This is a genomic window from Oxalobacteraceae bacterium OTU3CINTB1, assembly GCA_024123955.1.
GTDB lineage: Bacteria > Pseudomonadota > Gammaproteobacteria > Burkholderiales > Burkholderiaceae_D > Rugamonas.
This window is the reverse complement of sequence record CP099652.1, coordinates 5,420,865-5,445,220: the sequence shown is the minus strand read 5'-3', so window position 1 is coordinate 5,445,220 and position 24,356 is coordinate 5,420,865. Positions and strand designations below refer to the sequence as shown.

At 67.9% G+C, this 24,356-nt stretch carries 19 protein-coding genes; 11 read left to right on the top strand and 8 right to left on the bottom strand.

What is annotated here, in order from left to right; translation table 11 throughout:
- The first annotated feature begins 45 nt into the window (after nucleotides 1-45).
- The 5 genes from NHH73_23480 to NHH73_23460 are packed head-to-tail and all read left to right on the top strand — an operon-like array spanning nucleotide 46 to nucleotide 6,871.
- Complete coding sequence (locus NHH73_23480) at nucleotides 46-1,122, top strand: glycosyltransferase (protein USX25515.1); 1,077 nt, start codon at nucleotides 46-48, stop codon at nucleotides 1,120-1,122.
- Nucleotides 1,119-2,597, top strand: coding sequence for an O-antigen ligase family protein (locus NHH73_23475; protein USX25514.1), 1,479 nt, complete (start codon nucleotides 1,119-1,121; stop codon nucleotides 2,595-2,597). Before NHH73_23480 ends, NHH73_23475 begins: the two co-directional genes overlap by 4 nt.
- 57 nt (nucleotides 2,598-2,654) lie before the next feature.
- Complete coding sequence (locus NHH73_23470; protein ID USX25513.1) at nucleotides 2,655-3,608, top strand: NAD(P)-dependent oxidoreductase; 954 nt, start codon at nucleotides 2,655-2,657, stop codon at nucleotides 3,606-3,608.
- 32 nt (nucleotides 3,609-3,640) lie between these two features.
- The gene (locus NHH73_23465; GenBank protein ID USX25512.1) at nucleotides 3,641-4,849 is read left to right on the top strand and encodes a glycosyltransferase family 4 protein; all 1,209 of its coding nucleotides are present in this window, start codon (nucleotides 3,641-3,643) and stop codon (nucleotides 4,847-4,849) included.
- Between the two features lie 57 nt (nucleotides 4,850-4,906).
- Entirely contained in the window at nucleotides 4,907-6,871 is a 1,965-nt protein-coding gene (locus NHH73_23460; GenBank protein USX25511.1) for an acyltransferase, read from the top strand.
- A gap of 99 nt (nucleotides 6,872-6,970) precedes the next feature.
- Here NHH73_23460 and NHH73_23455 read toward each other — a convergent pair whose 3' ends face one another.
- The 7 genes from NHH73_23455 to NHH73_23425 form a co-directional block, all read right to left on the bottom strand.
- On the bottom strand, nucleotides 6,971-8,029 hold the full coding sequence (locus NHH73_23455) for an acyltransferase (GenBank protein USX25510.1): 1,059 nt from the start codon (nucleotides 8,027-8,029) through the stop codon (nucleotides 6,971-6,973).
- A 45-nt stretch (nucleotides 8,030-8,074) separates the two neighbouring features.
- The gene (locus NHH73_23450; protein ID USX25509.1) at nucleotides 8,075-9,727 is read right to left on the bottom strand and encodes a GMC family oxidoreductase; all 1,653 of its coding nucleotides are present in this window, start codon (nucleotides 9,725-9,727) and stop codon (nucleotides 8,075-8,077) included.
- Nucleotides 9,728-9,833: 106 nt separating this feature from the next.
- Entirely contained in the window at nucleotides 9,834-10,835 is a 1,002-nt protein-coding gene (gene galE, locus NHH73_23445; GenBank protein USX25508.1) for a UDP-glucose 4-epimerase GalE, read from the bottom strand.
- Nucleotides 10,832-12,013, bottom strand: coding sequence for a WecB/TagA/CpsF family glycosyltransferase (locus tag NHH73_23440; GenBank protein USX25507.1), 1,182 nt, complete (start codon nucleotides 12,011-12,013; stop codon nucleotides 10,832-10,834). The genes galE and NHH73_23440 overlap by 4 nt, the downstream gene beginning before the upstream one ends.
- A complete protein-coding gene (locus NHH73_23435) occupies nucleotides 12,006-13,190 on the bottom strand; it encodes a glycosyltransferase family 2 protein (protein USX25506.1) in 1,185 nt (394 codons plus the stop codon). Before NHH73_23435 ends, NHH73_23440 begins: the two co-directional genes overlap by 8 nt.
- 81 nt (nucleotides 13,191-13,271) lie before the next feature.
- Nucleotides 13,272-14,954 carry an Atrophin-1 multi-domain protein gene (locus NHH73_23430; protein ID USX25505.1) on the bottom strand — a complete coding sequence of 561 codons (1,683 nt, stop codon included), beginning with the start codon at nucleotides 14,952-14,954 and terminating at the stop codon, nucleotides 13,272-13,274.
- Nucleotides 14,955-15,289: 335 nt separating this feature from the next.
- A complete protein-coding gene (locus NHH73_23425) occupies nucleotides 15,290-15,451 on the bottom strand; it encodes a hypothetical protein (GenBank protein USX25504.1) in 162 nt (53 codons plus the stop codon).
- A 254-nt stretch (nucleotides 15,452-15,705) separates the two neighbouring features.
- Here NHH73_23425 and NHH73_23420 point away from each other — a divergent pair, with 254 nt between their 5' ends.
- From NHH73_23420 to NHH73_23405, 4 genes are all read left to right on the top strand, one after another.
- On the top strand, nucleotides 15,706-16,896 hold the full coding sequence (locus NHH73_23420; protein ID USX25503.1) for an NDP-sugar synthase: 1,191 nt from the start codon (nucleotides 15,706-15,708) through the stop codon (nucleotides 16,894-16,896).
- The gene (locus tag NHH73_23415) at nucleotides 16,893-18,305 is read left to right on the top strand and encodes a mannose-1-phosphate guanylyltransferase/mannose-6-phosphate isomerase (protein USX25502.1); all 1,413 of its coding nucleotides are present in this window, start codon (nucleotides 16,893-16,895) and stop codon (nucleotides 18,303-18,305) included. The genes NHH73_23420 and NHH73_23415 overlap by 4 nt, the downstream gene beginning before the upstream one ends.
- 114 nt (nucleotides 18,306-18,419) lie before the next feature.
- Nucleotides 18,420-19,436 carry a TIGR03790 family protein gene (locus NHH73_23410; protein ID USX25501.1) on the top strand — a complete coding sequence of 339 codons (1,017 nt, stop codon included), beginning with the start codon at nucleotides 18,420-18,422 and terminating at the stop codon, nucleotides 19,434-19,436.
- 224 nt (nucleotides 19,437-19,660) lie between these two features.
- A complete protein-coding gene (locus NHH73_23405; GenBank protein USX25500.1) occupies nucleotides 19,661-20,230 on the top strand; it encodes an FxDxF family PEP-CTERM protein in 570 nt (189 codons plus the stop codon).
- Between the two features lie 66 nt (nucleotides 20,231-20,296).
- Here the strand turns inward: NHH73_23405 and NHH73_23400 are convergent, their stop codons facing one another.
- A complete protein-coding gene (locus NHH73_23400) occupies nucleotides 20,297-20,443 on the bottom strand; it encodes a hypothetical protein (protein ID USX25499.1) in 147 nt (48 codons plus the stop codon).
- Between the two features lie 71 nt (nucleotides 20,444-20,514).
- Here NHH73_23400 and NHH73_23395 point away from each other — a divergent pair, with 71 nt between their 5' ends.
- Together NHH73_23395 and NHH73_23390 are read left to right on the top strand one after the other, a co-directional pair.
- Nucleotides 20,515-23,541, top strand: a complete 3,027-nt coding sequence (locus NHH73_23395; protein USX25498.1) for an ExeM/NucH family extracellular endonuclease — start codon at nucleotides 20,515-20,517, stop codon at nucleotides 23,539-23,541.
- An 11-nt stretch (nucleotides 23,542-23,552) separates the two neighbouring features.
- Nucleotides 23,553-24,194: an NF038129 family PEP-CTERM protein gene (locus tag NHH73_23390; protein USX25497.1), complete on the top strand. Its 642-nt coding sequence runs from the start codon at nucleotides 23,553-23,555 to the stop codon at nucleotides 24,192-24,194.
- The last annotated feature ends 162 nt before the right edge of the window (nucleotides 24,195-24,356 follow it).

The following is a 24,356-nucleotide window of genomic DNA, read 5'->3' as shown; positions in this document are numbered from 1 at the left end:
GCCGCTGCGCGCGGGCTCAACAACAATTTATTATGGGGTAACACTGTGGCCAAGATCGATATTTTGCTGCCGGTAAAAAACGGCAAGGACTTCCTGGCGGAGGCCATCGACAGCGTGATCGCGCAAAGCTTCACCGACTGGCGCCTGCTGGTGCTCGACCACGGCTCCACCGACGGCAGCCGCGAGATGGCCGAGGCCTACCATGGGCGCGACAAGCGGGTCGAGGTGCGCAGCTTCCCGGAGGCCAAGGGCCTGTCCGGGCTGCTCAATCGCGGGCTCGACGAATGCGACTGCGACTACGTGGTGCGCCACGACGCCGACGATGTCTGCTTCCCGGACCGCTTCGCGCTGCAGCTGGCCGGTTTCCGCGACCAGCCCGACTGCATCGCCATGGGCGGCCAGTCCGAGCTGATCAACGCCGCAGGCGAGCACATCACCGAGCAGAGCGTGCCGGTCGGGCGCGCCCGCAACACCGCCGCCAGCCTGTTCCGCAACCCCGTCACGCACCCGACCGCGATGATCGACTTTGCCGCCATCGAGCGCCTGGGCGTGCGCTACGGCACCGATTTCATCCACGTGCTGCCCGAGGCCGACCGCATCGAAGTGCCGCACCTGGCCGAGGATTACTTCCTGTTCGGCCAGCTTGCCGTGCTGGGCAAGGTCAACAACCTGCCGGACCGCCTGATCCGCTACCGCTGGCACACCAGCAACGTCAGCGTGACCCGCTTCGCCGAGCAGATGGATGTGTCGCTGCTGGTGTCGCGCTACCTGACGCGCTCGTTCTGCGCCTATCACAAGGTGCCGTACTTCGATCCGGCGCCGTTCTGCAACCACGGCGCCAAGTTCTTCGACGTCGACGGCCGCGGCAATTTCGACCGCGCCTTCGAGGTCATGGCCGCGACGTTGCGCCAGGTGCTGGGGCAGTCCGAAGAGCTCGACCGCGAACTGGCGTTCCGCTGGGTCGCCAGCACCCGGCGCGAGCTCGGCCTGGCCGGACGCTACTGGTCGTTCCAGAAGAAGCACGCGCCCGAGACCGGCGAGTGGCTGGCGGTGCGCGCCTGGATGCTGCGCCATTTGCCCGGCCGCGCCAGCCTGCGCGTGGCCGCCGAGGGGCGCGCATGAAATTGGCGGCCATGACAGCGTTTGCGCGGCCGCGCGCAGGCCGCGCCTGGCCAGGCGCCGTGCTCGACACCATCACCAGCCGCGGCTTCCTGGTGTCGGCGGCGACCCTGCTGCTGGCGCTGTTCCTCGGCGTGGCCACGCCGATCTACGTCTCGCTGATGGGCACCAGCATCCCCAAGCTGATGGCGCTGCCGGCGGTGATGGTGCTCGGCCTGCTGCTGCTGTACGACAAGCGCGTGCTGCTGATCCTGATCCTGCTCGTGCGCGCCGTCGGCGACCCGATCCTCGAGTCGACCAAGATCTCGCTCGGCGGCACCCAGCTCGGCGTCGGCGTCGGCATCAACCTGGTGATCATCCTGATCGCCGCGCTGTTCACGCTCGAGCGCCCCAAGGAGTTCCCGCGCCAGCTGGCCACCGCCTGGTGGCCGTTCATGCTGATCATCATGATCGGCTTCGTCGTCACGCCCAACAAGGCCGACGGCGTGCGCCTGGTCATGGCCACGCTGTCGTACTTCGCCATCTTCATCATCGGCACCTACATGGTGCGCAGCCGCGAGGACTTCAAGTTCGCCCTCAAAGTGGTGATCAGCTCGTCGATCCTGGTGAGCCTGTACGCCTTCGTCGACATCGGGCTGCACGCGCGCGACAGCAGCTTCCGGCTGGTCAGCGCCTTCACCCACGCCAACATCCTGGCGTTTTACCTGACGCTGATCATCTCGCTGCTGCTGTACGTGCTCAAGAGCCCGACGTTCGCGCTGCGCCAGAGCCAGCGGCTGGGCCTGAGCGCCTACCTGGTGTTGCAGCTGGCCTTGTTGCTGCTGACGCAGACGCGCAGCGCCTGGATCGCCTGCGGCGCCATCTTCGCCATCTACGCGATCATGTTCGAGCGCAAGTACCTGTTGTATCTGCTGCTGATGCCGCTGGTGGCGGCGCTGATCCCGAGCGTGCGCGAGCGCATTCTCGACCTGGCCGGCGGCAACGAGGTCTACACCTACGCCAAGCTCAATTCGTTCGCCTGGCGCATGGTGCTGTGGGAGGCCGGGCTGCGCTGGATGGCGCCGTCGCACTACCTGTTCGGTTACGGGGTCGAGGCGTTCCGCTTCCATTCGCAGACCTTCTTCACCATGGCCGCCGGCATCGACTGGAGCCCGCACAACCTGCTGGTGCAGTTGATCTTCGACATCGGCGTGGTCGGCCTGTGCACCTATCTGTTCGTGTTCTGGCGCGTCATCGGCCGCCTCAAAAACCTCGTCACGGTCGACCGGCTGGCGGCGGTGCTGCTGATCGCCACCATGATCGCGCACCTGATCGTGTCGACCTCCGACAATATCTACGCCTACCTGATCTTCAACTGGTATTTCTGGTTCACCATCGGCGCGGCCTGTTCGCTGGCGCCGTTGAAGGCGAAGGTGGTCAAGCCGTTCGTGGCGGCGCCGCCGGGCGGCTACGCCGTCGGCCACACGGCGCGGCACTGAGATGGCCGTGACCGTGTGGGCGACGCCCGAGCCCTTGCCGCGCGCGCGGGGTGTGCGATGACGACCGTGCTGGTGACCGGGGCCAGCGGCTTCCTCGGGCGGCGCGTGGTGCTGGCGCTGGAACGGGCCGGCCACCAGGTGCGCGCCGGCGTGCGGCGGCCGGTGCAAGCGGCGGCGCTGGGCTGGGGCGCGGCGGTCACGCCGGTGCGCTGCGACGTGCTCACCGGCGACGGCCTGGCCGCCGCCTGCGACGGCGTCGACGCCGTGATCCACCTGGCCGCCGACATGGGCGGCGACGAGGCCGGCCAGATCGCCACGGCCGTCGGCGGCACCGAGCGGCTCATCGCCGCGCTCGGGCCGGCCACGACCCGGCTGGTGCTGGCCAGCAGTTTTTCCGTGTATGACTGGGAGCGGGTCGGCGCCGAACTGGACGAGGACGCCGCGCTGCTCGGGCCGGACGCCGCCGCCCGCCAGGACGGCTACGCGCGCGCCAAGCTGGCGCAGGAGCGCGCCGCGCGCGCGGCCTGCGCCGCGCGCGCGCTGGCGCTCACGGTGCTGCGCCCGGCGACCATCTGGGCCGCCGGGCGCCGCGACCTCGACGGCGTCGGCGTGGGCGCCGGCCAGGCCGTCGTCGTGATCGGCCCGGGCCGCGCGATGCGCCTGACCCACGTCGACAATTGCGCCGCCGCCTTCGCCGCCGCGCTCGACCCGCGCGCGGCCGGCCACACCTTCAACGTCGACGACGGCTATCCGGTCACGGCCTGGCAGCACGCCGGCCGCCAGGGCGCCGCGCTGCGCCTGCCGCTGCCGTACGGGCTGGCCCGCGCCGGCGCGGCGCTGGGCGGCGCGCTGCTCGGCCCGCTCAGGCGCGGCCGCCCGCTGCCCGGCCTGCTCGTGCCGGCGCGCCTGCGCGCCCGCTTCCACGGCGCGCGCGCCGGCCACGCCGCGCTCACGCGCGTGCTCGGCTGGACGCCGCCGCTGTCGCTGCAGGCGTGCCTGCGCACCGGCTAGGCCGGTGCTCCCTCAACCCTGACTGTCCTCCGATGAATATAGCTTACATCACCAGTATTTACGCGCGCGCCAGCGACACCTTCATCCGCAACGAGGTCGTGGCGCTGCGCCGCCGCGGCCACACGGTGCACACCTACTCGATCCGTAAGGCCGAGGAGGACCAGCACGTGAGCGAGGAGGTGCGCCGCGAGCAGGCCTCGACCGACTACATTCTGAGCCACGGCGCCGCGCCGCTGCTGCGCGCCTTTGCCGCCACCGCCGTCGGCGCCCCCGGCGCGCTGCTGCGCGCGGCGCGGCTGGCCTGGTCGATCCGCGTGCCGGGCCTGCGCGGCAGCGTGCTGGCGCTGGCCTACCTGGTCGAGGCGGCCTATCTGGCGCGCAGCCTGCGCGCGCGCGGCGTGCAGCTGCTGCACAACCACATCGCCGAGAACTCGGCCACGGTGGCCATGCTCGCCTCGAGCCTGTCGGGCATCCCGTTCAGCATGACGGTGCACGGTCCCGGCATCTTCTACAATCCGCAAAAGTGGTCGCTGGCGACGAAGATCGCGCGCTCGTCCTTCACCGTCTGCATCACCTCGTTCTGCAAGAGCCAGTGCATGGTGTTCGCCGACCAGCGCGACTTCGACAAGCTGCACGTGGTGCGCTGCAGCGTCACCGAGGAATTCACCAACGTCGCCGCGCTGCCGATCCCGGCCGCGCCGCGGCTGGTGTGCGTCGGCCGCCTGTGCCCGGAGAAAGGCATGCTGCTGCTGGTGCAGGCGGTGGCGCGCCACATCGCCGCCGGCGGGCGCTGCGAATTGCGCTTCATCGGCGACGGTCCGTCGCGCAAGCCGATCGAACAACTGATCGAGGCGCACGGCCTGCAGCAATCGGTGCGCCTGCTGGGCTGGCAGGGCAGCGACGTGGTGCGCAGCGAGATCGAAGCCAGCCGCGCGCTGGTGCTGCCGAGCTTTGCCGAGGGCTTGCCGATCGTGATCATGGAAGCGCTGGCGCTGGGCCGGCCGGTGGTCACCAGCCGCATCGCCGGCATCCCGGAACTGGTGCGCGACGGCGACAACGGCTGGCTGGTGGCGGCCGGATCGGTCGACGAACTGGTCGCCGCCCTCGGCGCCGTCAGCGCCGCCGACCCGGACACGCTCGGCGCCATGGGCCGGCGCGGCGCGCAAGCGGTGCGCACCATGCACGACCTTGAAACGGAAATCGGCAAGCTCGAACAATTGATGGCGGCCCACGCCGGCTGACGGCGGCGCCACCACCCTGCATTTACCGGCGCGAGCCGTCCCTATAAGCGAGTCACGATGCAACCAACAGCCAAGAGCGGTTTTCAGAACGACATCAACGGCATGCGCGGCATGAGCGTGCTGATGGTCGTGCTGTATCACTTCAACTTCAGCATCTTCAGCGGCGGCTTCGTCGGTGTCGATATTTTCTTCGTCATCTCGGGATACCTGATGACCAAGATCATCGTCGGCGGCATGCTCGCCGGACGCTTCGACTACCTCGACTTCGTGCTGCGGCGCGGCGTCAGGATTGTTCCCGGCCTGTTCTGCCTGGTGCTGGTGCTGCTGGCGCTGGGCGCGGTACTGTTGCCGCCGTCGGACTTGCTGAGCCTTGGCGAGCAGGCGCTGCAGGCGGTGTACTTCAATTCGAACAACTATTTCGCCGCCAAGCAGGGCTATTTCACGCTTGGCGCCGACGACAACTGGCTGCTGCACACCTGGTCGCTGTCGGTGGAATGGCAGTTCTACCTGCTGTATCCGCCGCTGGTGTGGGTCTTCCACGCCTTGGCCAAGCGCGTCAGTCCGGCGCGCGCGCCACTGGTGCTGGCCGCGCTGCTGGCGGCCACGGCGGCCGCGTCGCTGGCCTACTGCATCGGCGCCAACAGCCAGCTGGCGTTCTTCTCGGTGGCCGCGCGCAGCTGGCAGATGCTCGCCGGCGGCCTGGTCTACATGGCGCTCAAGGCGCGCCGGCCCGGCTTCGGCCACGGCGCGCTGCTCAGCTACGCCGGCTGCGCGGTGGTGCTGTTGTCGCTGGTGGTGGTGCGCCGCTACGCGCTCGAGGCGGTCTGGCCCGGCTATTTCGCGCTGTTGCCGGTGCTGGGCGCCTGCCTGATCCTGCTGGCCGCCTACGAGGGCAATGTGCTGCTCAACAACGTCGTCATGCAAAAGCTCGGCGCCTGGTCGTATTCGATCTATCTGTGGCACATGCCGCTGGTGATGCTGGCCATGGTCACCGGGCTGATGACGGACCAGCCGCGGCTGACCAAGATCGGCGGCGTGGCGCTGTCGCTGGTGCTCGGCTATCTATCGTACCGGTACATCGAGCCCGCGCGCCGGCTGAAAAACCTGTCGGTCAAGCGCGGCTACGCCAGCCTGGTCGGCACCGGCGCCGTGCTGGCGGCCGTCTCGTTCGCGGCCGTCCACAGCGGCGGCTTCCTGTTCCGTGTCGGCGATCCGGCCTTCTACCAGGGATTGCGGCAGGCCGCGCGCAGTTCGACCTTCGATCCGGCCTGCGAAAACGACGGCCGCGGCAGCGACAATCTGTGCGTCATTAACCGCGACGCCCCCGGCAAGAAAATCCTGGTGATGGGCGACTCGCACGCCGGCCATCTGTACCCGTGGTTCCTCGCCAACAGCAAGGTCAACACGACCTTCTTCATCAAGTCGGGTTGCCCGCTGATCGAGGGCTACGAGCGGGTCGGCGCCGACAAGGATTGCCGCGGTTTCACCCGGCGCGCGTTCGAGCTGGCCGCGTCGGGCACCTACCAGACGGTGGTGATCTCGCAGAACTGGACCTTCTTCACGCCGCGCGCCGAGGGCATCTGCGCCGTCGACGGCGTGCGTTGCGTGCCGGTGCGCGAGCAGGCCGATCCGGGCGCGGTGCTCGCCAGCGTGCGCCGCTCGATCGAGCGCGTGCTGGCCAGCAAGGTGCAGGTGGCGGTGCTCGATTCGACGCCGTGGTTCACCACCAGCGTGCCCAAGAAGCTCGAACGCGACTTTTTCTGGCGCGGCAAGATCGACACGCGGCCCGATTCGTCGTGGTTCTTCGAGGAAAACAAGGAATACGACGCGCTGTTCGGTCAGCTGCAGGCCGAGCCCGGCTTCCGCTTGCTGTCGATGCGTCCCGCGCTGTGCGAAGCGCGCCGCTGCCTCAATTACGACGCGGCGGCCAGGCAATCGATCTTCAAGGACCGCGACCACTTCAACCCGCGCTGGATCGAGCGCCACGGCGATATTTTCACGCCGCTGGCGGCCGCCAGGTAGGCAGGCCGCCCGCGGCGCGGCAGACCCATGCGAAATGGCCGCCCACCGGGCGGCCATTTCGCGTTTCAGCGGCGCGGACCGCCGCCATCGGATGGCGCTTCAGGCCGCCGTGCCGGCCGCCTTGGCGCCCTTGGCGCCGCTGTAGCGCCGGTTGAGCATGTCGGTGAGCGGTTTTTCGAGCCACAGGTACAACGCGCACCCGATCAGCAGCGAGCCGCCGACGGCCGCGCCGAACACCAGCGCCTTGTGCTGCACGCCCATCTTGAGCAGGGCGATGACGATCGGCGGCATCAGCAGGCCGTGCGACAGGTAGATCGAATACGAGGCGTCGCCGAGCAGCTTGAAGTGACCGGCGCCGCGGCTGATCGGGCCGTAGCGCTCGAGCCAGACGGCGCTGGCCACCAGCATGGCGCACGGCAGGCCGACGGCCAGCAAGCGGTCAATGCCGGCCGGCATCGGCACCACGAACAGCAGCAGCACGGCGGCCACCAGCATCAGCGGCGGCAGCGGCGCCGGCATGGCGATGCGGCGTACCCACAGGCGCGCGATCAGGCCGCCGAGCAGGAATTCGAACAGCAGGCTGCGCGCGAAAAAGCTCAGGAACAACGGGCTGCCCTCGAATTGCCCCAGCACAAAGATCACGCCCAGCGCGGCCAGGCTGAAGCGCAGCGGCGGCCAGCGGCGCCAGATGGCGATGGCGAAGGTGGCGTAGAACAGCATCTCATAGCTCAAGGTCCAGCCCGATTCGAGCACCGGCAGGTGGGCGCCGACCGGGTTGGTCGTCGGCCAGAACAGCAGCGAGGCCAGCACGAAGCCCGGTTCGAGCCCGGCCTCGAACGTCTTCGACCCGATCGCCAGGATCAGCGCCACCTTCAGTCCGGTGTAGAGCCAGTACATGGGCACGATCCGGATGATCCGCCGCTTGCAGAACAGCAAGGCCGCTGCCGCGCCGCCGCTGCTGGCCGCGCGCATGGTTGAAATGGTGATGACGAAACCGCTGATGACGAAGAAGATGTCGACACCAGTGCCGCCGTAGTCGTGCCAGAAGTGGTAGCCGTCGGCGTTGGGCAGGCGGCGCAGCATCTCGAGCACGGCGTGCGAGCCGAGCACCAGGAACACCGCCACGAAGCGCAGGAATTGAATACCGTTGATTTGCATGTCGAGTCTGTTGTAAGTCGTTGGGGGCTGGGCGCGACCGCGCCGTTACGGCGCGTACGCCGATTTCAGGTGGGCGGCCAGGCGCAGCGCCAGCGCCACGATGGTCAGGGTCGGGTTGGCGTGGCTGCTGGTGGGGAACACGGCCGAGCTGGCGACGAACAGGTTGGGCAGGTTGAACACGGCGCAATCGCGGTCGACCACGCCGTCGCGCGCGCTCGCGCCCATGCGCGTGGTGCCGATGTGGTGGCCGCCCAGCGGCACCGAACCGGCCAGGCGCGCGCGCAGGCCGTCGTCGTCGAACTCGAGGCGCGCGCCCGAGTGCGCGCGCAAGGTCTCGCGCAGCAGCTGGAAGCCGCGGAAGGCGGCGTCGATGTCGTCCGGCGCCACCTTCCAGGCGACGTCGACGCGCTTCATGCCGTGGCGGTCGTCGGCCTCCGTGAGGCTGACCCGGCTGTCGGCCAGCGGCGTCTGCTCGCAGTTGAACTCGAGCGGGAAGCTGCCGTCGGCGTTGGCCACCAGGGTGTAGGGCAGCTTGCGCTCGGCAAGCTGGCGCAGGAACAGCCACTGGTAGCCGAACTTGGCCAGCTGCGGCAGGCCGGTGAGCACGTTCTTGATGTGGGCCGAGGCCGGCGAGTCGGCGCTCGACGCCGCGCTGTGCTGCAGGATCGCGCGGTATTCCGGGATCAGCACCGACTTGGCCAGGAAGATGGTCGACATCACGGCGCTGCCGTGGCTGGCGTCGGAGTACTCCGGGAAATGGAAGCGGAACGCCGTGTTGAGCAGTTGATGTTCGCGCTGGGCCGCGGCCGAGAACTGCAGCTTGCGCCGCGCGTACACGCCGTCGGTGGTTTTTTCGAACTGGAACGGGATCGGCGCGGCGCCCGGGCGGATGCGGCCGACCGTGTTTTCAAAGTGGCAGGCGTAGTAGCGCCCGACCAGGTCGTTGCGGTTGCCCAGGCCGCCGTTGGCGCGGTCCGAGTTCAGCAGCAGGCGCGCGACTTCGATGCCGCCGCCGGCCAGCACGAAGGCGCGCGCCGCGACGGTGATCTTGCGCCCGCCGCGGTCGGTGACTTCGATGGCGGCCACGCGGTCCTCGCCGGGCGCGCGCACGATGGCCGTGCAGCGCGCGTGCAGCACGGTGGTGACGTTGGCCGAGTCCTGCAACTGCTTGCGGTAGCGCTTGCCGAAGTCGGTCGGCAGGCTGTAGCGCTCGATGCGGTCGCCGAGCAGCACATCGTTCGGCGCCAGGTCGGCGATGGTGGCGCCGGCGCCGGCCGGCAGCGAGCCGCCCACCGAGAAGTCGTCGCGTCCGGCGTCGCAGTATTCCATCGCGCGCTTGTAGTGGCGCGCCACTTCTTCATAGGGGATCGGCCAGCCGCTGCTGGCGATGTAGTCGCGCCGCTCGAAGTCGATCGGATCGTACGGCACGCAGCGCCCGCCCCAGATGCCGGTGGTGCCGCCCAGCCTGGAGCGGCGGAACTCGGTGGTCTCGGGATGGGGCTTGTTGGCGCTGCCGACATAGTCGCTGGCGGTGTCGGCGTCGAGGTCGTAGCCGCCGGCCTCGAACAGCAGCACCGGGATGCCGCTGCGGTCTAGCTCGCATGCCAGCGTGATGCCGGCCGCGCCGGCGCCGACGATGCACACGCCGGTGCTGACGTCGTGGCTGGAGGGGGAAAAGTCGTTGGAGGTGAGGATCATCGGCGGCGTGGAGGGGAAACGGTGGATACGGGAAAGTTAAGGGCGGGGGCGGGGCGCCGGGACAGCGGCAAGGGGCCGCAGGGCGCCGGCGCCCCGGGCGCCCGCATTACTTGATCAGGCTGCTCTGCCAGCGCCAGGTGTCGACGCACATCTGGTTGACGTCGCGCTCGGCCTTCCAGCCCAGCTCGCGCTCGGCCAGGCCGGTGGCGGCGTAGCAAATCGGGATGTCGCCGGCGCGCCGCGGCATGATGGCGTAGGGAATCGGGCGGCCGGAGGCGCGCTCGAACGCGCGCACCATGTCGAGCACGCTGCTGGCCTTGCCGGTGCCCAGATTGTACGTCAGCACGCCGGGCGCGGCGGCCAGGCGCTCGAGCGCCTTGACGTGGCCGACGGCCAGGTCGACCACGTGGATGTAGTCGCGCATGCCGGTACCGTCCGGGGTCGGGTAGTCGTCGCCGAACACGGACAGGCGCTCGCGCCGGCCCTCGGCCACCTGGGCGATGAACGGCAGCAGGTTGTTGGGGATGCCGCGCGGGTTCTCGCCGATCAGGCCGCTCTCGTGGGCGCCCACCGGGTTGAAGTAGCGCAGCAGGCCGATGCGCCAGTCCGGCTCGGCCACGGCCAGGTCGCGCAGGATGTTTTCGATCATCAGCTTCGAGGCGCCGTACGGATTGGTCGTCTGCAGCGGGAAGTCCTCGACGATCGGGGTGGTGGCCGGGTCGCCGTAGACGGTGGCCGAGGAGCTGAAGATCAGGGTCTTGACGTTGTGCTGTTGCATGGTCTGGAACAGCACCACGCTGCCGTGCACGTTGACGTCGTAATAGCGCAGCGGCGCGGCCACCGACTCGCCGACGGCCTTCAAGCCGGCGAAGTGGATCACGGCGTCGAAGCGGTGGGCGCCGAACAGCGCCGCCATGGCGGCGGCGTCGCGGATGTCGCCCTCGACGAAGGCCGGCGCGCGCCCGGCGATGCGGCCGATCCGGTCGATGACGTCGGCCTCGCTGTTGGACAGGTCGTCGACCACAACCACGTCGTGGCCGCCTGCGAGCAGTTCGATGCAGGTGTGCGAGCCGATATAGCCGGCGCCGCCGGTGACCAGGATCTTCATGACAATTCCTTTTGAAGGGTGTTGGGAACGGGGGCGGAGGCGGGGGCGCGCACCGCCCCCTGCAGCAGGTACTCGGCGCGCGCCAGGCGCAGCGCGCGGGCGGCGGCGGCCGAGCAGGCCGTCACGCTGAAGGCCGTGCCGGCCTTGGCGTGGTGGCCGAACGCCAGCATCAGCAGGCCGATCAGTGCGCTGTCGACGCGCGTGACGGCGGCCAGGTCGAGTTCGAGGTCGCCCGGCGCGGCGCCGGCGGCGGCCAGCGCCGCGCGCAGCGGCGCCAGGTCCGGCTCGAGCCAGTCGCCGGCCAGGGTCAGCCGGGTCAGGCGCGGACCCTGCGCGGCGTGCAGCACCGGCGCGGTGCGGGCGCCGCCGGCGCGGCGCTGGCGGGCGGCCGCCAGCGCGCCGGGCAGCACCGATCCGGTGACCAGGCCCAGCAGCGCGACGCCGTCGCGCCAGTAGCGCCGCCATAGCGCCGGCTCTTCCTTGATGCGCCACAGCCATTCGAGCCCGAGCCGGCCGACCAGGCCGGGCGCGCGCGAGACGGTGCCGGCGACGAAGTTGACCACCGCGCCCAGGTGGCTCACCAGCGGCGGGCGCAGCGCGGCCAGGTTGTGCTCGATCCAGCTCTGGCCGCGCTTGGCGCCCAGCGCCACCACCAGCAGGTCTGCGTTGGCGTCGTTGATCTCGGCGATCAGTTCGGGCGTGCTCATTTGTTCGATGCTGCCGAAGCCGGGCGAGCGGGCGCCGACGCAGCGCATCGTGCCGTGCTCGGCGTTGAGGACGTCGCCGGCGCGCCGCGCCACCCCGTCCGGGCCGCCGAAGAAGAACACCGTCACGGGCACCTGGCGCTGCGCGCGCAGGCGCTCGAACAGGGTCGAGCCGGCCACGCGCTCGCGCAGCGGAATGCCCAGCAGGCGGGCGATCCAGATGATCGGCATGCCGTCGGCGATCGACAGGTCCGAGCGCAGCACGGAGTCGCGGAACGGCACGTCGTCGAGCGCGGCGACGAGGAAGTTGAGGTTGGGCGTCGAAAAGAAGTTGCGGCGGCGCAGCGCCAGGTCGGCCAGCAGCTTGGCCTCGGCCTGGTCCATGGTGACGGCGTCGAACGGCAGGCCCAACACGGCGTAGACGCGGCGGTGGTAGTCGGTGCCGCCGGCCGGCGGGCCCTCTGGCTTATTCATTGTCACGTTTGGACCTTACCCATTCGACTTGGCGGTTGATCAAAAAGCGCAGATACAGCGGTATCTTGGCGAACATGTACAGCACGGCGGTGAGCAGGTCGCCGGCGCTGAGGATGGCGCGGCCGAAGCCGGCCCAGGCCAGCACCACGGCCAGGCCCAGCGCGCCGAGCGCGACGCCGGCCAGCAGCAGCGGCGCGAGCGCGCCGGTGAACGCGGCAAACAGCGCGGCGAGCGCCGACACCGCCAGGGTGAGCAGGCACAGCAGCGCGATCGGCGGCACGCACAGGTCCAGCGCCATCGCCACCGACTTCACGCTGCCCTTGGCCAGGCCGCGCCACAGCAGGCGTGGCGCCTCGGCCACGATCATGCTCAGGTGGCCGTGCTCCCAGCGCGTGCGCTGCGAGTCGGTGCCGGCCTGGCTGGTGGGGAAGGTGCTCGACACCAGCGCGCCCGGGCAAAAGCGCGGCGGCTGGCCGGCCAGCGCCAGGTCCAGGCCCAGCTTCATGTCCTCGACGATGTGGCCGTTGGCCAGCGCCGCCCGGCTGATGATGGACCACGGGAACGCCATGCCTGTGCCCATCAGCTGGCAGGGCAGGCCGAGGCGGTGGAAGCCGAGCGGACGCACTTGGTTCTTCACCACCCAGGCGAACTCGGCGATTTTTTTCATCAGGCTGCCGCCGGGCGCGTACATCAGGTACAGCGCCTGCACCGGGCGCTGCAGCGCGGCCGCCTCGTGCGCCAGTTTGGCCAGCGCGCCGTCGGCGGCCAGGCAGTCGGCGTCGACGATGATGAGCACCTCGGGCGGGGCGTCGGCCAGGCTGCGCACGCCGAAGTCGAGCGCGTAACCCTTGCCGCGCTCGGTGGCGTGGGAGCGTTCGCGCACCTCGGCGCCGGCGCGGCGGGCCACGCCGGCGGTGTCGTCGTCGCAGTTGTCGGCCACCACCAGCAGGCGGTCGCCGGGCTGTAATTGGGGTATCAGGCTGGCCAGCGTCGCCGCCAGTCCCGCTTCTTCGTTGTGTGCCGGCACCAGCACCGCCACCCGCGGCCGCGGGCCGGGCGCGACGGTGTCACCGCGCTTGGCGGTCAGGGCGAGGAAAGACTGTAACAACAGTACGAAGATCGGAATCAGGATGATGGCAAGCACGATGGTAAGCAGCAGCGCTACCATGAAGATCATATCGATTCCTTGAAAAAATAAAAAACACCCGATGTAGTTTACACTAAATCGGGTGTTTTTTTGATACTCATTGAAAAGTTATCAAGGCGTGACGGTCTCCAGGGTCGCCCGGACCGTCGAGCTCGCGCCGACGCCACTGATGGCATAGAACACATACCAGCCGCCGGTCGGCAGCACGAAGCGGGCCGTCGCGCCGTTCTCCATCAGGCCGGTGTCGAAGGCGACCTTCGAACCGCCGTAGACCTGGGCGCGGAACTTGCCGCCGCCGGTGGTAATCGCGGTCAGCTTCATGGTCGTACCGGGCTCGGTTTTCGCCCAAGTGACGCCGGCCAAGCCGCGCCCGGTGCCGTTGGTGAGCGTGGTCGCAGCGGTGGTCGGGCCGAATTCGACGGCCTGGCTGTAGGTGTTGAACTTGCCGGTGCCGGTGCCCGACACGCGGGTCCAGGGGCCGCGCATCGACAGCAGGTTGAACTTGGTCTGCGGCACCATGGCTTTGCCGTCGCCATCGAGCCAGCCGTCGGCGGCCACCACCTGGCGCAGCGCGGCGCGCACCTGTTGCAGCTCGGCGGCCACGACGCTGTTCCAAGGCATGCAGTGCATGCAGTAGCCGCTGTTGTTCTCCACGTAGATGAAGTACGGGGTGCCGGCGTTCTGGTCGACGACGTAGGCGCCGTATTTCTTCAGCGTGTTGGCGACCTTGCGCAGCTTGGGCGAGGTCAGCTTGCTGACATCGAACGACGGCGGCAACATGACGAGCGAGCCCTCGGGGATCTGGCCGGAGTTCAGGCTGGCCGCATAGGTGTCGGCCGAGGTGGCCGGATAGACGTAGGTCGGCTTGCCGCCCAACGCGTTGAAGGTCAGCGACATGGACAGCGCGTGCGAAAAGGAGTCGGCGCCGTCATCGATCTCGTGTTTGCGGATCAGGCCGGCCAGCGGCGGCACGGCGGCCGCGCGCGCGCCCTGGTAGTAGCGCGCCGGGTCGCCCCAGCCGCTGCCGTCGACCCGGGTCCAGCCGTAGGTATGGGCCTGCCATTTGCCGTTGACCTGTTTGAGCTGCCAGAACGAATGAACGATGCCGGTGGCCGAGTCGATGATGTCGGCGTGGCCGTCGCCGCTGGTCGATGGCGTGGTCGTGGTGGGGAAATGGGGCACGGTAATCGACGGCACGTATTCCTCGGCGTCGGCGTTCCACAGGCCCTTGCTGCCGGCCGGGCCGACGATCTCCATCGGCGGATCGGTCGGCAAGCCTTCGAACACGCCGGCCGAGTACGCGCCCGAGCCGACCACCGGATAGTAATCCGAGGTCGGGATGGCGAATGTGCCGAACTTTGGATTAACCGGGCGCGCGTTCCACAGCGAGTTGGCGGCGAACGGACGCAGGAAGTTGCCGAATTTGCTGGTGTTACTATAGGCCGTCACCGGCGCGGCGCTGGTCGTGGCGGTGCCGGTCGACGCCGGTTTCACGGTCGGCGTGGTGCTGCTGCTAACGGTGGTGGTGGTCGCCGGCTTGGCCGTCGCGCCGGTGCTGGCGGTGGTGGTGGTGGCGGCAGCGGTCTTGCCCGTCGTCACGGTGCTGGCGGCGGCCGCCACGGTCACGGTGCTGTTGGCGCCGGTGGCGGCCGTGCCGACAGTGCTGGTGCGCAGCACGCCCGCGGTGCTCGACGTGGTCTGGGCGTGGGCTGCCATGCCTGCCAGCGCAAGGGGAATGGCAAGGATGGCGCAAGACGTGTAAAGCTGTCGACGCTGGATTGGCTGTGCGGACATGGATGTGCTCCTTAGTGTGGATGACAGGCAAAAAAGTTGGCCCATGGGAATAATTATACACAGCGTTCGGCCCCGCAAGCGGCCCGTCAACGCAATTTGACGCCGCGTCGATCCGCCGCAACCCGCGCCGCAGGCCACTCTCGCGGGTCTGCCTGCACGCGCCCGGCAGCGCATGATGCCACTTCGACTAGACGCCGTTATAAGCTTGTTGTCGATAAAGCAGAGCGGCGGTGGCGGGGCGGGCCCGCGCGGCGTTCCCGGTGCCGGGCATCCCGGGGCAAATCCTACTCTAGTGCAATATAACTTGTCAAAATAAAACTCAATTACCATGCCGGCTAGGCGCCGTGCGCCAGCGTTGCCAATTTCATCTCGGACTTATCTTTTATGAAATCGAAATATTTTGTTGTTTTTTTGCCGTCGCTATGCGGCGCTGCGGCGAAACGGCGCCCGCAGCGGCCAAAGTGACTAGCAAGTAGCGCCCGTGCTATGATCGCCATTGTACAAATGCTATCGAATTCGTTGAATTGCTGTTATAGTTCGCTACAGGAAAGCTTGTATTATGCGCTATCCGGGGCAGGTCATGCGGCAATGCAGCACGGCACGGTCGGCGGCGCCGGATGCGCCTAGGGTGCGTCACTTGCGCCGCTTTGCGTGCACAATACCGATGTTACGCTCAAACGCGCTGCGCCGCAGCACGTCGGGCGTTGGCGTGGCGGTGACACTCATTTATATATATAGATAAGGGATGAAGATGAAAGCGATGATCCTGGCGGCAGGCAAAGGTACCCGGGTGCGCCCGCTCACTTACGACTTGCCAAAACCGATGATACCGATCCTGGGCAAGCCGGTGATGGCCTATCTGGTCGAACACCTGGCCAAGTATGGCGTTAACGAGATCATGGTCAACGTCAGCTATCTTCACGAGAAGATTGAGGACTACTTCGGCGAAGGCCACCAGTACGGCGTGCAGATCGGCTACTCGTTCGAGGGCTACACCACCGATAACGGCGAGGTCGTGCCGCAGGCGCTCGGTTCGGCCGGCGGCATGAAGAAGATCCAGGAGTTCGGCGGCTTCTTCGACGACACCACGATCGTGCGGTGCGGCGACGCCGTCATCAACCTCGACCTCAAGTCGGCGCTGTTCGAGCACCGCCGCAAGGGCGCGCTGGCCAGCGTCATCTGCCGCGAGGTGCCGTGGGACAAGGTCGAGAGCTACGGCGTGGTCGTCAGCGACAAGGACGGGCGCATCAAGCAGTTCCAGGAAAAGCCGACCCAGGAGGAGGCGCTGTCGAACTTCGTCAGCACCGGCATCTACATCTTCGAACCGGAGGTGCTCGACCTGATCCCGGCCGGCGAGGTGTTCGACATCGGCTCGCAACTGTTCCCGCTGCTGGCCGAAAAGGGCTTGCCGTTCTACGCGCAGAACCGCACCTTCAACTGGATCGACATCGGCAGCGTCAAGGATTACTGGGAAGTGTCGCAAAGCGTGATGATGGGCGAGGTGGCCCACATGGACGTGCCGGGCATCCAGCTGGCCGACGGCCTGTGGGTCGGCCTCAACACCCGCATCGACTGGGAAGGCACCACCATCGAGGGCCCGGTGTATATCGGCTCGGGTTGCAAGATCGAGGCCGGCGCGACCATCATCGGCCCGACCTGGATCGGCCACGGCAGCCACATCTGCGCCGGCGCCACCGTCGTGCGCAGCGTGCTGTTCGAGTACACCCGCGTGTTACACGATGTAAGCCTTGAGGAAATGATCGTCTTTAAGGACTACAGTGTCAACCGCGCCGGCGAGATGCGCCACGTGTCCGAATACGCCACCGGCGAGTGGACCAACGCGCGCGACCGCCGCAACAAGCGCCGCGCCGAGGGCGAGGCCAAGCCGTCCGGCGAGGCCGCCGCGGCAAGCGATATCAATAAGAGTGAGGAAGTGGTATGAAAATTTATCCGGTGATCCTGTCCGGCGGCGCCGGCACCCGTCTGTGGCCGCTCTCGCGCGCGGTGCTGCCCAAGCAGTTGCTGCCGCTGGTGTCGGAGCAGACGATGCTGCAGGAAACGGTGCGCCGCGTCAGCGGCGCGCCGCAGATGCAGGCGCCACTGATCGTGTGCGGCAACGAGCACCGGTTCCTGGTGGCCGAGCAGATGCGCGAGATCGGCGTCGAGCCGCTGGCCATCGTGCTTGAATCGGCCGGGCGCAACACCGCGCCGGCGGTGGCGGCGGCCGCGCACGTGCTGCGCGCCATCGATCCGACCGCCCTGATGCTGGTGCTGCCGGCCGACCACGTGATCGAGGACCGCGCCGCCTTCCTGGCCGCGGTCGCCGCCGCGGCCGCGCAGGCGGCCGAGGGCGCGCTGGTCACCTTCGGCGTGGTGCCCACCGCGCCGGAGACCGGCTACGGCTATATCCACCGCGGCGCGGCCGCCGGCGGCACCTGCTACAGCGTCGACCGCTTCGTCGAGAAGCCGGACCGCGACACCGCCCAGGCCTTCGTGGCCGACGGCGGCTACTACTGGAACAGCGGCATGTTCCTGTTCCGCGCCGAAAGTTACCTCGACGAGTTGCGCGCCTACGCGCCGGCCATCGACGCCGCCGTCGAGGGCGCCGTCTCGCAAGGGTACCGCGACCTCGACTTCCTGCGCCTGGACGAGAAACAGTTCGCCGCCTCGCCGTCCGATTCGATCGACTACGCGGTCATGGAACACACCAAACGCGCGGTCGTCGTGCCGGCCGACATCGGCTGGAGCGATGTCGGCTCGTGGTCGGCCCTGTGGGAAGTGCAGCCGCACGACGCCGACGGCAATGCCCAGCGCGGCGACGTCTACCTCGACGGCGTCAAGAACACGCTGGTGCGCGCCGAAAGCCGCATCGTCGCAGTTGTCGGCGTGCAAGACCTCGTTGTCGTCGAGACCGCCGACGCGGTGCTGGTCGCGCACAAGGACCAGGTCCAGCGCGTCAAGCAGATCGTCGAGCACCTTAAAACGGCCGAGCGCACCGAGCACGTGCACCACACCAAGGTCTACCGCCCGTGGGGCGCGTACGAGGGCATCGACATCGGCGAGCGTTTCCAGGTCAAGCGCATCACGGTCAATCCGGGCGGCAAGCTGTCGCTGCAGATGCACCACCACCGCGCCGAGCACTGGATCGTCGTCAGCGGCACCGCCAAGGTCACCTGCGGCGACACCGTCACCTTGTTGTCGGAAAACCAGTCGACCTACATCCCGATCGGCATGAACCACCGCTTGGAAAACCCGGGCAAGTTGCCGCTGCACCTCATCGAAGTGCAGTCCGGCAGCTACCTCGGCGAGGACGACATCGTCCGCTTCGAGGACGTCTACCAGCGCGCCTGACCGGCGCCCGGGCGGCCCGGTTTTCACCGGGCCGCCCGTTTCTTTGCTAGACTCGCGGAAGAGTTGTTTTTGTTGACCACAGCGCCGCCCGCGCGCCGCTTTCCGGGGTTTTCCGTGCGCCTTCCCTTTCTGTTTTTCCGTCGTGCCGCGCTGGCCGTTTCCTTGTCATTGTCGCTGCCGCTGTGGGCCGCGCCGCTGACGGCGTCCGCTCTGGCGCTGGTCGTCAACGATGACGACCCCAACAGTGTGGCGGTGGCCCAGGCCTACCGGCTGGCGCACCAGGTGCCCGAGCAAAACATCGCCCACGTCAGCATTCCCAACAGTCCGCGCCGGCTTACCGCCAAGCAATTCTCGGCCCTCAAAGAACGCATCGACGCGCAGTTGGGCCCGGAAGTGGAGGCGGTGCTGATGGTGTGGACGGCCCCTTACGCGGTCGAGTGCAATGCCATCACGTCGGCGTTCACGTTGGGTTTCGACGCGGCCCAGTGCGACACGCCGTGCGGGCCCGGCAAGCCCAGTCCGTATTTCGACAGGCCGGCCGGCTTGCCGCGCATCGAGCCGGGCCGCCGCCTGAGCATGCTTCTGCCGACGCAATCGGTGCCGCTGGCCAAGGCGCTGATCGCGCGCGGCACGGCGCGCAATTTCCAGCTGCCGCAGGCGACGGCGTATTTTCTCGTCACCAGCGACAAGGCGCGCAGCAGCCGGGCCGCGACGTTTCCGCCGTCCGGCCAGGTGCCGCAGAAGAACCTGGCCGTGCGCACGCTGTTTGCCGACGTGCTCGAGGACAAGACCGATGTCATGCTGTACCAGACCGGTTTGGCGCGGGTGGCCAGGCTCGACACGCTGCGCTTCCTGCCCGGCGCGCTGGCCGATCACCTGACCTCGGCCGGCGGCGATTTGCTGGGCGACGCCCAGATGAGCAGCCTGCGCTGGCTGGAGGCGGGCGCCACGGCCAGCTACGGCAGCGTCTCAGAACCTTGCAACTATTGGCAGAAATTTCCGCACGGCAAGGTATTGCTGCGCCATTACGTGAACGGCGACACGGCACTGGAAGCTTATTGGAAAAGTGTTGCGTGGCCGGCACAAGGCGTTTTTATCGGCAATCCGCTGGCCGCCCCCTATAGACGCTGACGTTGCGCCCTCCCGGGAAACTTTCCTAAATGTACTTTCTCCCCGTCGGGGGCAACGACTTTATTAAAATAATTGCGAAAAGTGCATTCCTCGTAAAGATAAGGCAATACTTTTTATTTTTTATGGTACTATTCTTACATCGCAGAATTTGTTGTTAAGTACGTAAAAAAATGGCGTTTTGCCAAGGGTGTTTTCGATGCGGTATCTTTTAGGATAGTTAAATCATGATCAAGAAAAATTTCAAAAGCGTAGTTTTCGCAGCCATGCTGGCCACCGCAGGTTTCATGGGTTCGGCCCAAGCTGCTTCGTTTGACCTGTACAGCGACGGTTCGGGCGGCTTCAGCGGCACGGCCACCAACGGTTTCGGCAGCGCCATCGGTGCGTTCGACGACCACTTCCTGTTCACGCTGGCCACGCCGTTCACCAGCGCCGCGTCGGTCACGTCGTCGTTCACCAAACTGGGCACCAACGTCAAGGACCTGACCATCACCGGTTTCAACCTGATCCGTTACGGCGCGAACGAAAACAACGTCCTGTTCAAGGTCACCGGTTACAACGACCTGGGCACCTCGGGCGCCGGCACCAACGACCTGTGGAAGCTGGACACCGTCAATCTGTCGGCCGGCAACTACTATCTGGAAGTGACCGGCATGGTCACCGGTAACCGTGGTGGTTCGTACGCCGCCGACGTGCAAGTGCTGGCCGTGCCAGAACCAGAAACCTACGCCATGCTGGCAGCCGGCCTGGGTCTGATCGGCTTCGCCAGCCGTCGCAAAGCAAAAAAAGCAGCCTAATTCATCAGGCCGCGCCGGGTGACGCGCTACGCACGCGCCGCCCGTGAATAAAAGAAACCGCCCTGGTCAGGGGCGGTTTTTTTTTGCCCTGGCGGCGTGTGCAATGTCCTTGCCGCCATGACTTGTTGCTTTTTCTTCACTCTTTTTCATTTTTTTTATGCTGTTTCGCGGCATTGGCGCGGAATCGGCCCAATCGGACCAGGCATGCGTCATGATCCTGTCATTGGGGTGGCCTATCATGGAACAGAGCCATTCCGCCAACCTTTCCCCGACAGGATCCATTCATGCCCACGATAGTCTCCTCTACCGCCCGCGCCGCCGCGCCCGGGCCCCGCACCCTGATCGCCGCTGCCCTGGCGGCGGCCCTGTCGGCGCCGGCGCTGGCCGCCTCGCCGGTCGTCATCAGCCAGGTCTACGGGGGCGGCGGCAATTCCGGCGCCACCTTCAAAAATGATTTCATCGAATTGTTCAACCGCGGCGACGCGGCGGTCGACATCACCGGCTGGAGCGTGCAGTACGCCAGCGCCGCCGGCGGCACGTGGGCGGTCAGCAAGGTCACCGGCAACGTCAGCCTGCAGCCCGGCCAATACTTCCTGCTGCAACAGTCGGCCGGCACCGGCGGCAGCGAGAACCTGCCGACCCCCGACACCCTGGGCTCGCTGGCGATGGGCGGCAGCGCCGGCAAGGTCGCGCTGGTCAACAACAGCACGCCGCTGAGCGGCGCCGCGCCGGCCAGCGCCGCGCTGATGGACCTGCTGGGCTATAACGCCGGCTTCTTCGAAGGCGCCAACGGCCCGGGCCTGAGCAACACCACCGCCGCGCTGCGCGCCGCCGGCGGTTGCACCGACACCGACAACAACGCCAGCGACTTCGCCACCGGCGCGCCGGCCCCGCGCAACAGCGCCAGCGCGCTGCGTCCGTGCGGCGTGCCGCAGGCGCCGCCGATTGTCGCCAGCTGCCCGGCCAACCTGGCGCTGGCCTTCGGCGTCGAGGGCAACGCCGAGCTGAGCGCCACCGACGCAGACGGCATCGTCAACAGCGCCGCCATCACGGCCGGCGCCGTGCCCGGCATCAGCCTGGCCAACTTCCTGACGGCCGGCGCCGCCGGCGGCACCGCCAGCGCCAGCCTGAACGTGGCCGCCAGCGTGCAGGCCGGCAGCTACCCGGTGGTGGTCACCTTCGGCAACGACCAGGCCCAGCAAGCCATCTGCAACATCAACGTCACGGTCGCCGCGCCGGCCACCGTGACCCACACGATTCCGCAAATCCAGGGCAGCGGCGACACCAGCCCGTATGCCGGCACCGTCCAGACCACCGAGGGCGTCGTCACCGCCAAGGTCGGCACCAGCTTCTTCATCCAGGACGAGCACGGCGACGGCGATCCGTCGACGTCGGACGGCCTGTTCGTGTTTACCACCGCCGCCAACACCGGCACCGTGCAGATCGGCGACCGCGTGCGCATCAGCGGCACCGTCACCGACTACGCGCCGGTGGCCGGCGGCCGCGTCTATACCGAGCTGACCACCATCACCGCCATCGTCAAGCTGGCCGGCGGCATCGCCATCACGCCGACCAACGTCACCTTGCCGCACCCGAACCTGGGCCAGCTCGAAGGCATGCTGGTGCGCTTCACGTCGCCGCTGACCGTCAACCAGCTGCAATACCTGGGCGACCGCGGCGAAGTGACCCTGGCATCGGGCCGCCTGGAGACGGCCACCAATAAATTCCCCGCCGGCAGCGCCGAGGCGATCGCGATGGCCACCGCCAACGCCCGCAACCAGATCATCCTCGACGACGGCATCTTCACCACGCCAAGCGTGATTCCCTACCTGGGCGCGGACGGTTCGCTGCGCGCCGGCGACACGGTCGACAACCTGACCGGCGTGGTCGACTTCGGCGCCAAGGGCGGCGGCGGGGCGGGCTTCAAGCTGCAGCCGACGGTCGCGCCGGTGTTCTCGCAGGACAACCCGCGTCCGGCCGCGCCGCTGCTGGCCGCCGGCAACGTCAAGGTCGCCAGCGCTAACGTGCTGAACTACTTCACCACCTTCACCAACGGCACCGACATCACCGGCGCCAGCGGCCAGGGCTGCGTGATCGGCGGCGGCGCGCCGTCGCGCTCGAACTGCCGCGGCGCCGACAACATCACCGAATTCAACCGCCAAAGCGTCAAGATCGTCGGCGAGCTCAAGGCGCTCGACGCCGATGTCTACGGCCTGATGGAGATCCAGAACAGCGGCGACTACTCGGTCACCAAGCTGGTCGACGCGCTCAACGAGGCGATCTCGCCGGGCACCGGCCTGAAGACCTACGCGGTGGTGCCGCAGCCGCCGGCCACCGGCACCGACGCCATCCGCGTGGCGATGATCTACAAGCCGGCCACGTTGACCCTGGTCGGCAACGCGCTGTCGGACGCCGACACGATCAATAACCGGCCGCCGATGGCGCAGACCTTCAAGGCCGCCAACGGCGGCAAGTTCTCGCTGGTGGTCAACCACCTGAAGTCCAAGGGCAGCTGCCCGGCGCCGTCGAACGTCGACGGCGACAAGGGCGACGGCCAGAGCTGCTGGAACGCGACCCGCGTGCAACAGGCGCGGCGCCTGGTGGACGTGTTCGTGCCGCAGGTGGTGGCCGCCGCCGGCGACGCCAAGGTGCTGCTGATCGGCGACTTCAACGCCTACGGCCACGAAGACCCGGTGCAGGCCATCGTCAACAAGGGCTATGTCAACCAGCTCGAGCGCTTCATCCGCGGCGCCGGCGCGATGCCGTATTCCTACGTCTTCAACGGCGAGGCCGGCTACCTGGACCACGCGCTGGCCAGCGCCGCGCTCAACGCCTCGGTGGTGGACGCGGCCGAGTGGCACAACAACGCCGACGAGCCGACCGTGGTCGACTACAACCTCGACGGCAAGCCGCAGGACAAGTACACGGCCGCGCCGTACCGCGCCTCGGACCACGATCCGGTGGTCGTCAGCCTGAACCTGCCGGCGGCCGCGCTCGACGTCACCGCCGGCGTGCGCGGCGTCGGCTCGGGCCTGGTGTACACGCGCCTGACCGGACGCTGGAGCGGCAACTACGCGGTGACCAACACCGGCACCAGCCCGATCAACGGCCCGCTGCAGATCGAACTGGGCGGCCTGGCGGCCGGCGTGACCGTGCTCAACGCCAGCGGCAGCCACAACGGCGCGCCGTATATCACCGCCAACGTCGGTTCGCTGGCGCCCGGCGCCACCATCACCGTCCCGCTGAGCTTTACCAAGACCGGCGCGGCCGGCATCAGCTACACGGCAAAAATTTACAGCGGTAATTTCTAAGGAAACCTCAGATGATCGTCAAACTCCCCGTAGCATCCCTGCGCCGCGCGCTGTTGGCCCTGGCCCTGGGCGCCTGCGCCAGCCTGGCCTCGGCCGCGTCGACCTTCCACGTCGAACTCGACACGTCGTCGTTCGCGTCCACCGGCTGGATCGACCTGCAATTCAACCCGGGCGGCGCGTCGAGCCCGTTGGCGCAGGCCGCGCTGAGCGGCTTCACCGGCTTCGGCGATTCGAGCACCGCGCAGCTGAGCGGCAATGCCGCAGGCTCGCTGGCGACCGGCTACACCTTCGTGAACGATGGCGCGGGCGGCTTGAACGGCTTGTTCCACGCCGTCAACTTCGGCGGCAAAGTCGGTTTCAACGTCACCTTCAGCGGCGCCGCCGATCCGGGCGCCAATGCCGCCTCGGTCTTCACGGTGGCGCTGTACAACCAGGCGCAGGACGCGCTGCTGGGCACTAACGACCTGTCCGGCTCGCTGGTGCTGCTGAACTGGACGCCGGCCGGCACCGTCGTGCCGACCATGCTCAGCAACACGATCGACACCAGCGTCACGGCGGTCAGCGCCGTGCCGGAGGCGGAGACCTGGCTGATGCTGGGCGCCGGGCTGGCGCTGGTCGGCGGCGTGGCCCGCCGCCGCAAGCTGGCGGCGTAAGACGTCGATCCGGCGGCAGGGAAGGGGGCGCGGCGCCAACGCCGCGCCCGGGCAGGTAAAGACGGCACATGCGAATGTGTCGTTTTTTTTGCCCGGCCGCGCGGGGTAAAAAAAAACCGCCGCACCCTTGCGGGCACGGCGGTTTCGATGGAACGTCGCGCC

Coding starts and splice junctions, on each gene's coding strand:
- NHH73_23435 (USX25506.1), bottom strand. CDS start 13,190: ATGATCTTCATGGTAGCGCTGCTGCTTACCATCGTGCTTGCCATCATC.
- galE (USX25508.1), bottom strand. CDS start 10,835: ATGAAGATCCTGGTCACCGGCGGCGCCGGCTATATCGGCTCGCACACC.
- NHH73_23415 (USX25502.1), top strand. CDS start 16,893: ATGAAAATTTATCCGGTGATCCTGTCCGGCGGCGCCGGCACCCGTCTG.
- NHH73_23420 (USX25503.1), top strand. CDS start 15,706: ATGAAAGCGATGATCCTGGCGGCAGGCAAAGGTACCCGGGTGCGCCCG.
- NHH73_23465 (USX25512.1), top strand. CDS start 3,641: ATGAATATAGCTTACATCACCAGTATTTACGCGCGCGCCAGCGACACC.
- NHH73_23440 (USX25507.1), bottom strand. CDS start 12,013: ATGAATAAGCCAGAGGGCCCGCCGGCCGGCGGCACCGACTACCACCGC.
- NHH73_23405 (USX25500.1), top strand. CDS start 19,661: ATGATCAAGAAAAATTTCAAAAGCGTAGTTTTCGCAGCCATGCTGGCC.
- NHH73_23460 (USX25511.1), top strand. CDS start 4,907: ATGCAACCAACAGCCAAGAGCGGTTTTCAGAACGACATCAACGGCATG.
- NHH73_23390 (USX25497.1), top strand. CDS start 23,553: ATGATCGTCAAACTCCCCGTAGCATCCCTGCGCCGCGCGCTGTTGGCC.
- NHH73_23455 (USX25510.1), bottom strand. CDS start 8,029: ATGCAAATCAACGGTATTCAATTCCTGCGCTTCGTGGCGGTGTTCCTG.
- NHH73_23395 (USX25498.1), top strand. CDS start 20,515: ATGCCCACGATAGTCTCCTCTACCGCCCGCGCCGCCGCGCCCGGGCCC.
- NHH73_23470 (USX25513.1), top strand. CDS start 2,655: ATGACGACCGTGCTGGTGACCGGGGCCAGCGGCTTCCTCGGGCGGCGC.
- NHH73_23430 (USX25505.1), bottom strand. CDS start 14,954: ATGTCCGCACAGCCAATCCAGCGTCGACAGCTTTACACGTCTTGCGCC.
- NHH73_23400 (USX25499.1), bottom strand. CDS start 20,443: ATGACGCATGCCTGGTCCGATTGGGCCGATTCCGCGCCAATGCCGCGA.
- NHH73_23475 (USX25514.1), top strand. CDS start 1,119: ATGAAATTGGCGGCCATGACAGCGTTTGCGCGGCCGCGCGCAGGCCGC.
- NHH73_23425 (USX25504.1), bottom strand. CDS start 15,451: ATGGCGATCATAGCACGGGCGCTACTTGCTAGTCACTTTGGCCGCTGC.
- NHH73_23450 (USX25509.1), bottom strand. CDS start 9,727: ATGATCCTCACCTCCAACGACTTTTCCCCCTCCAGCCACGACGTCAGC.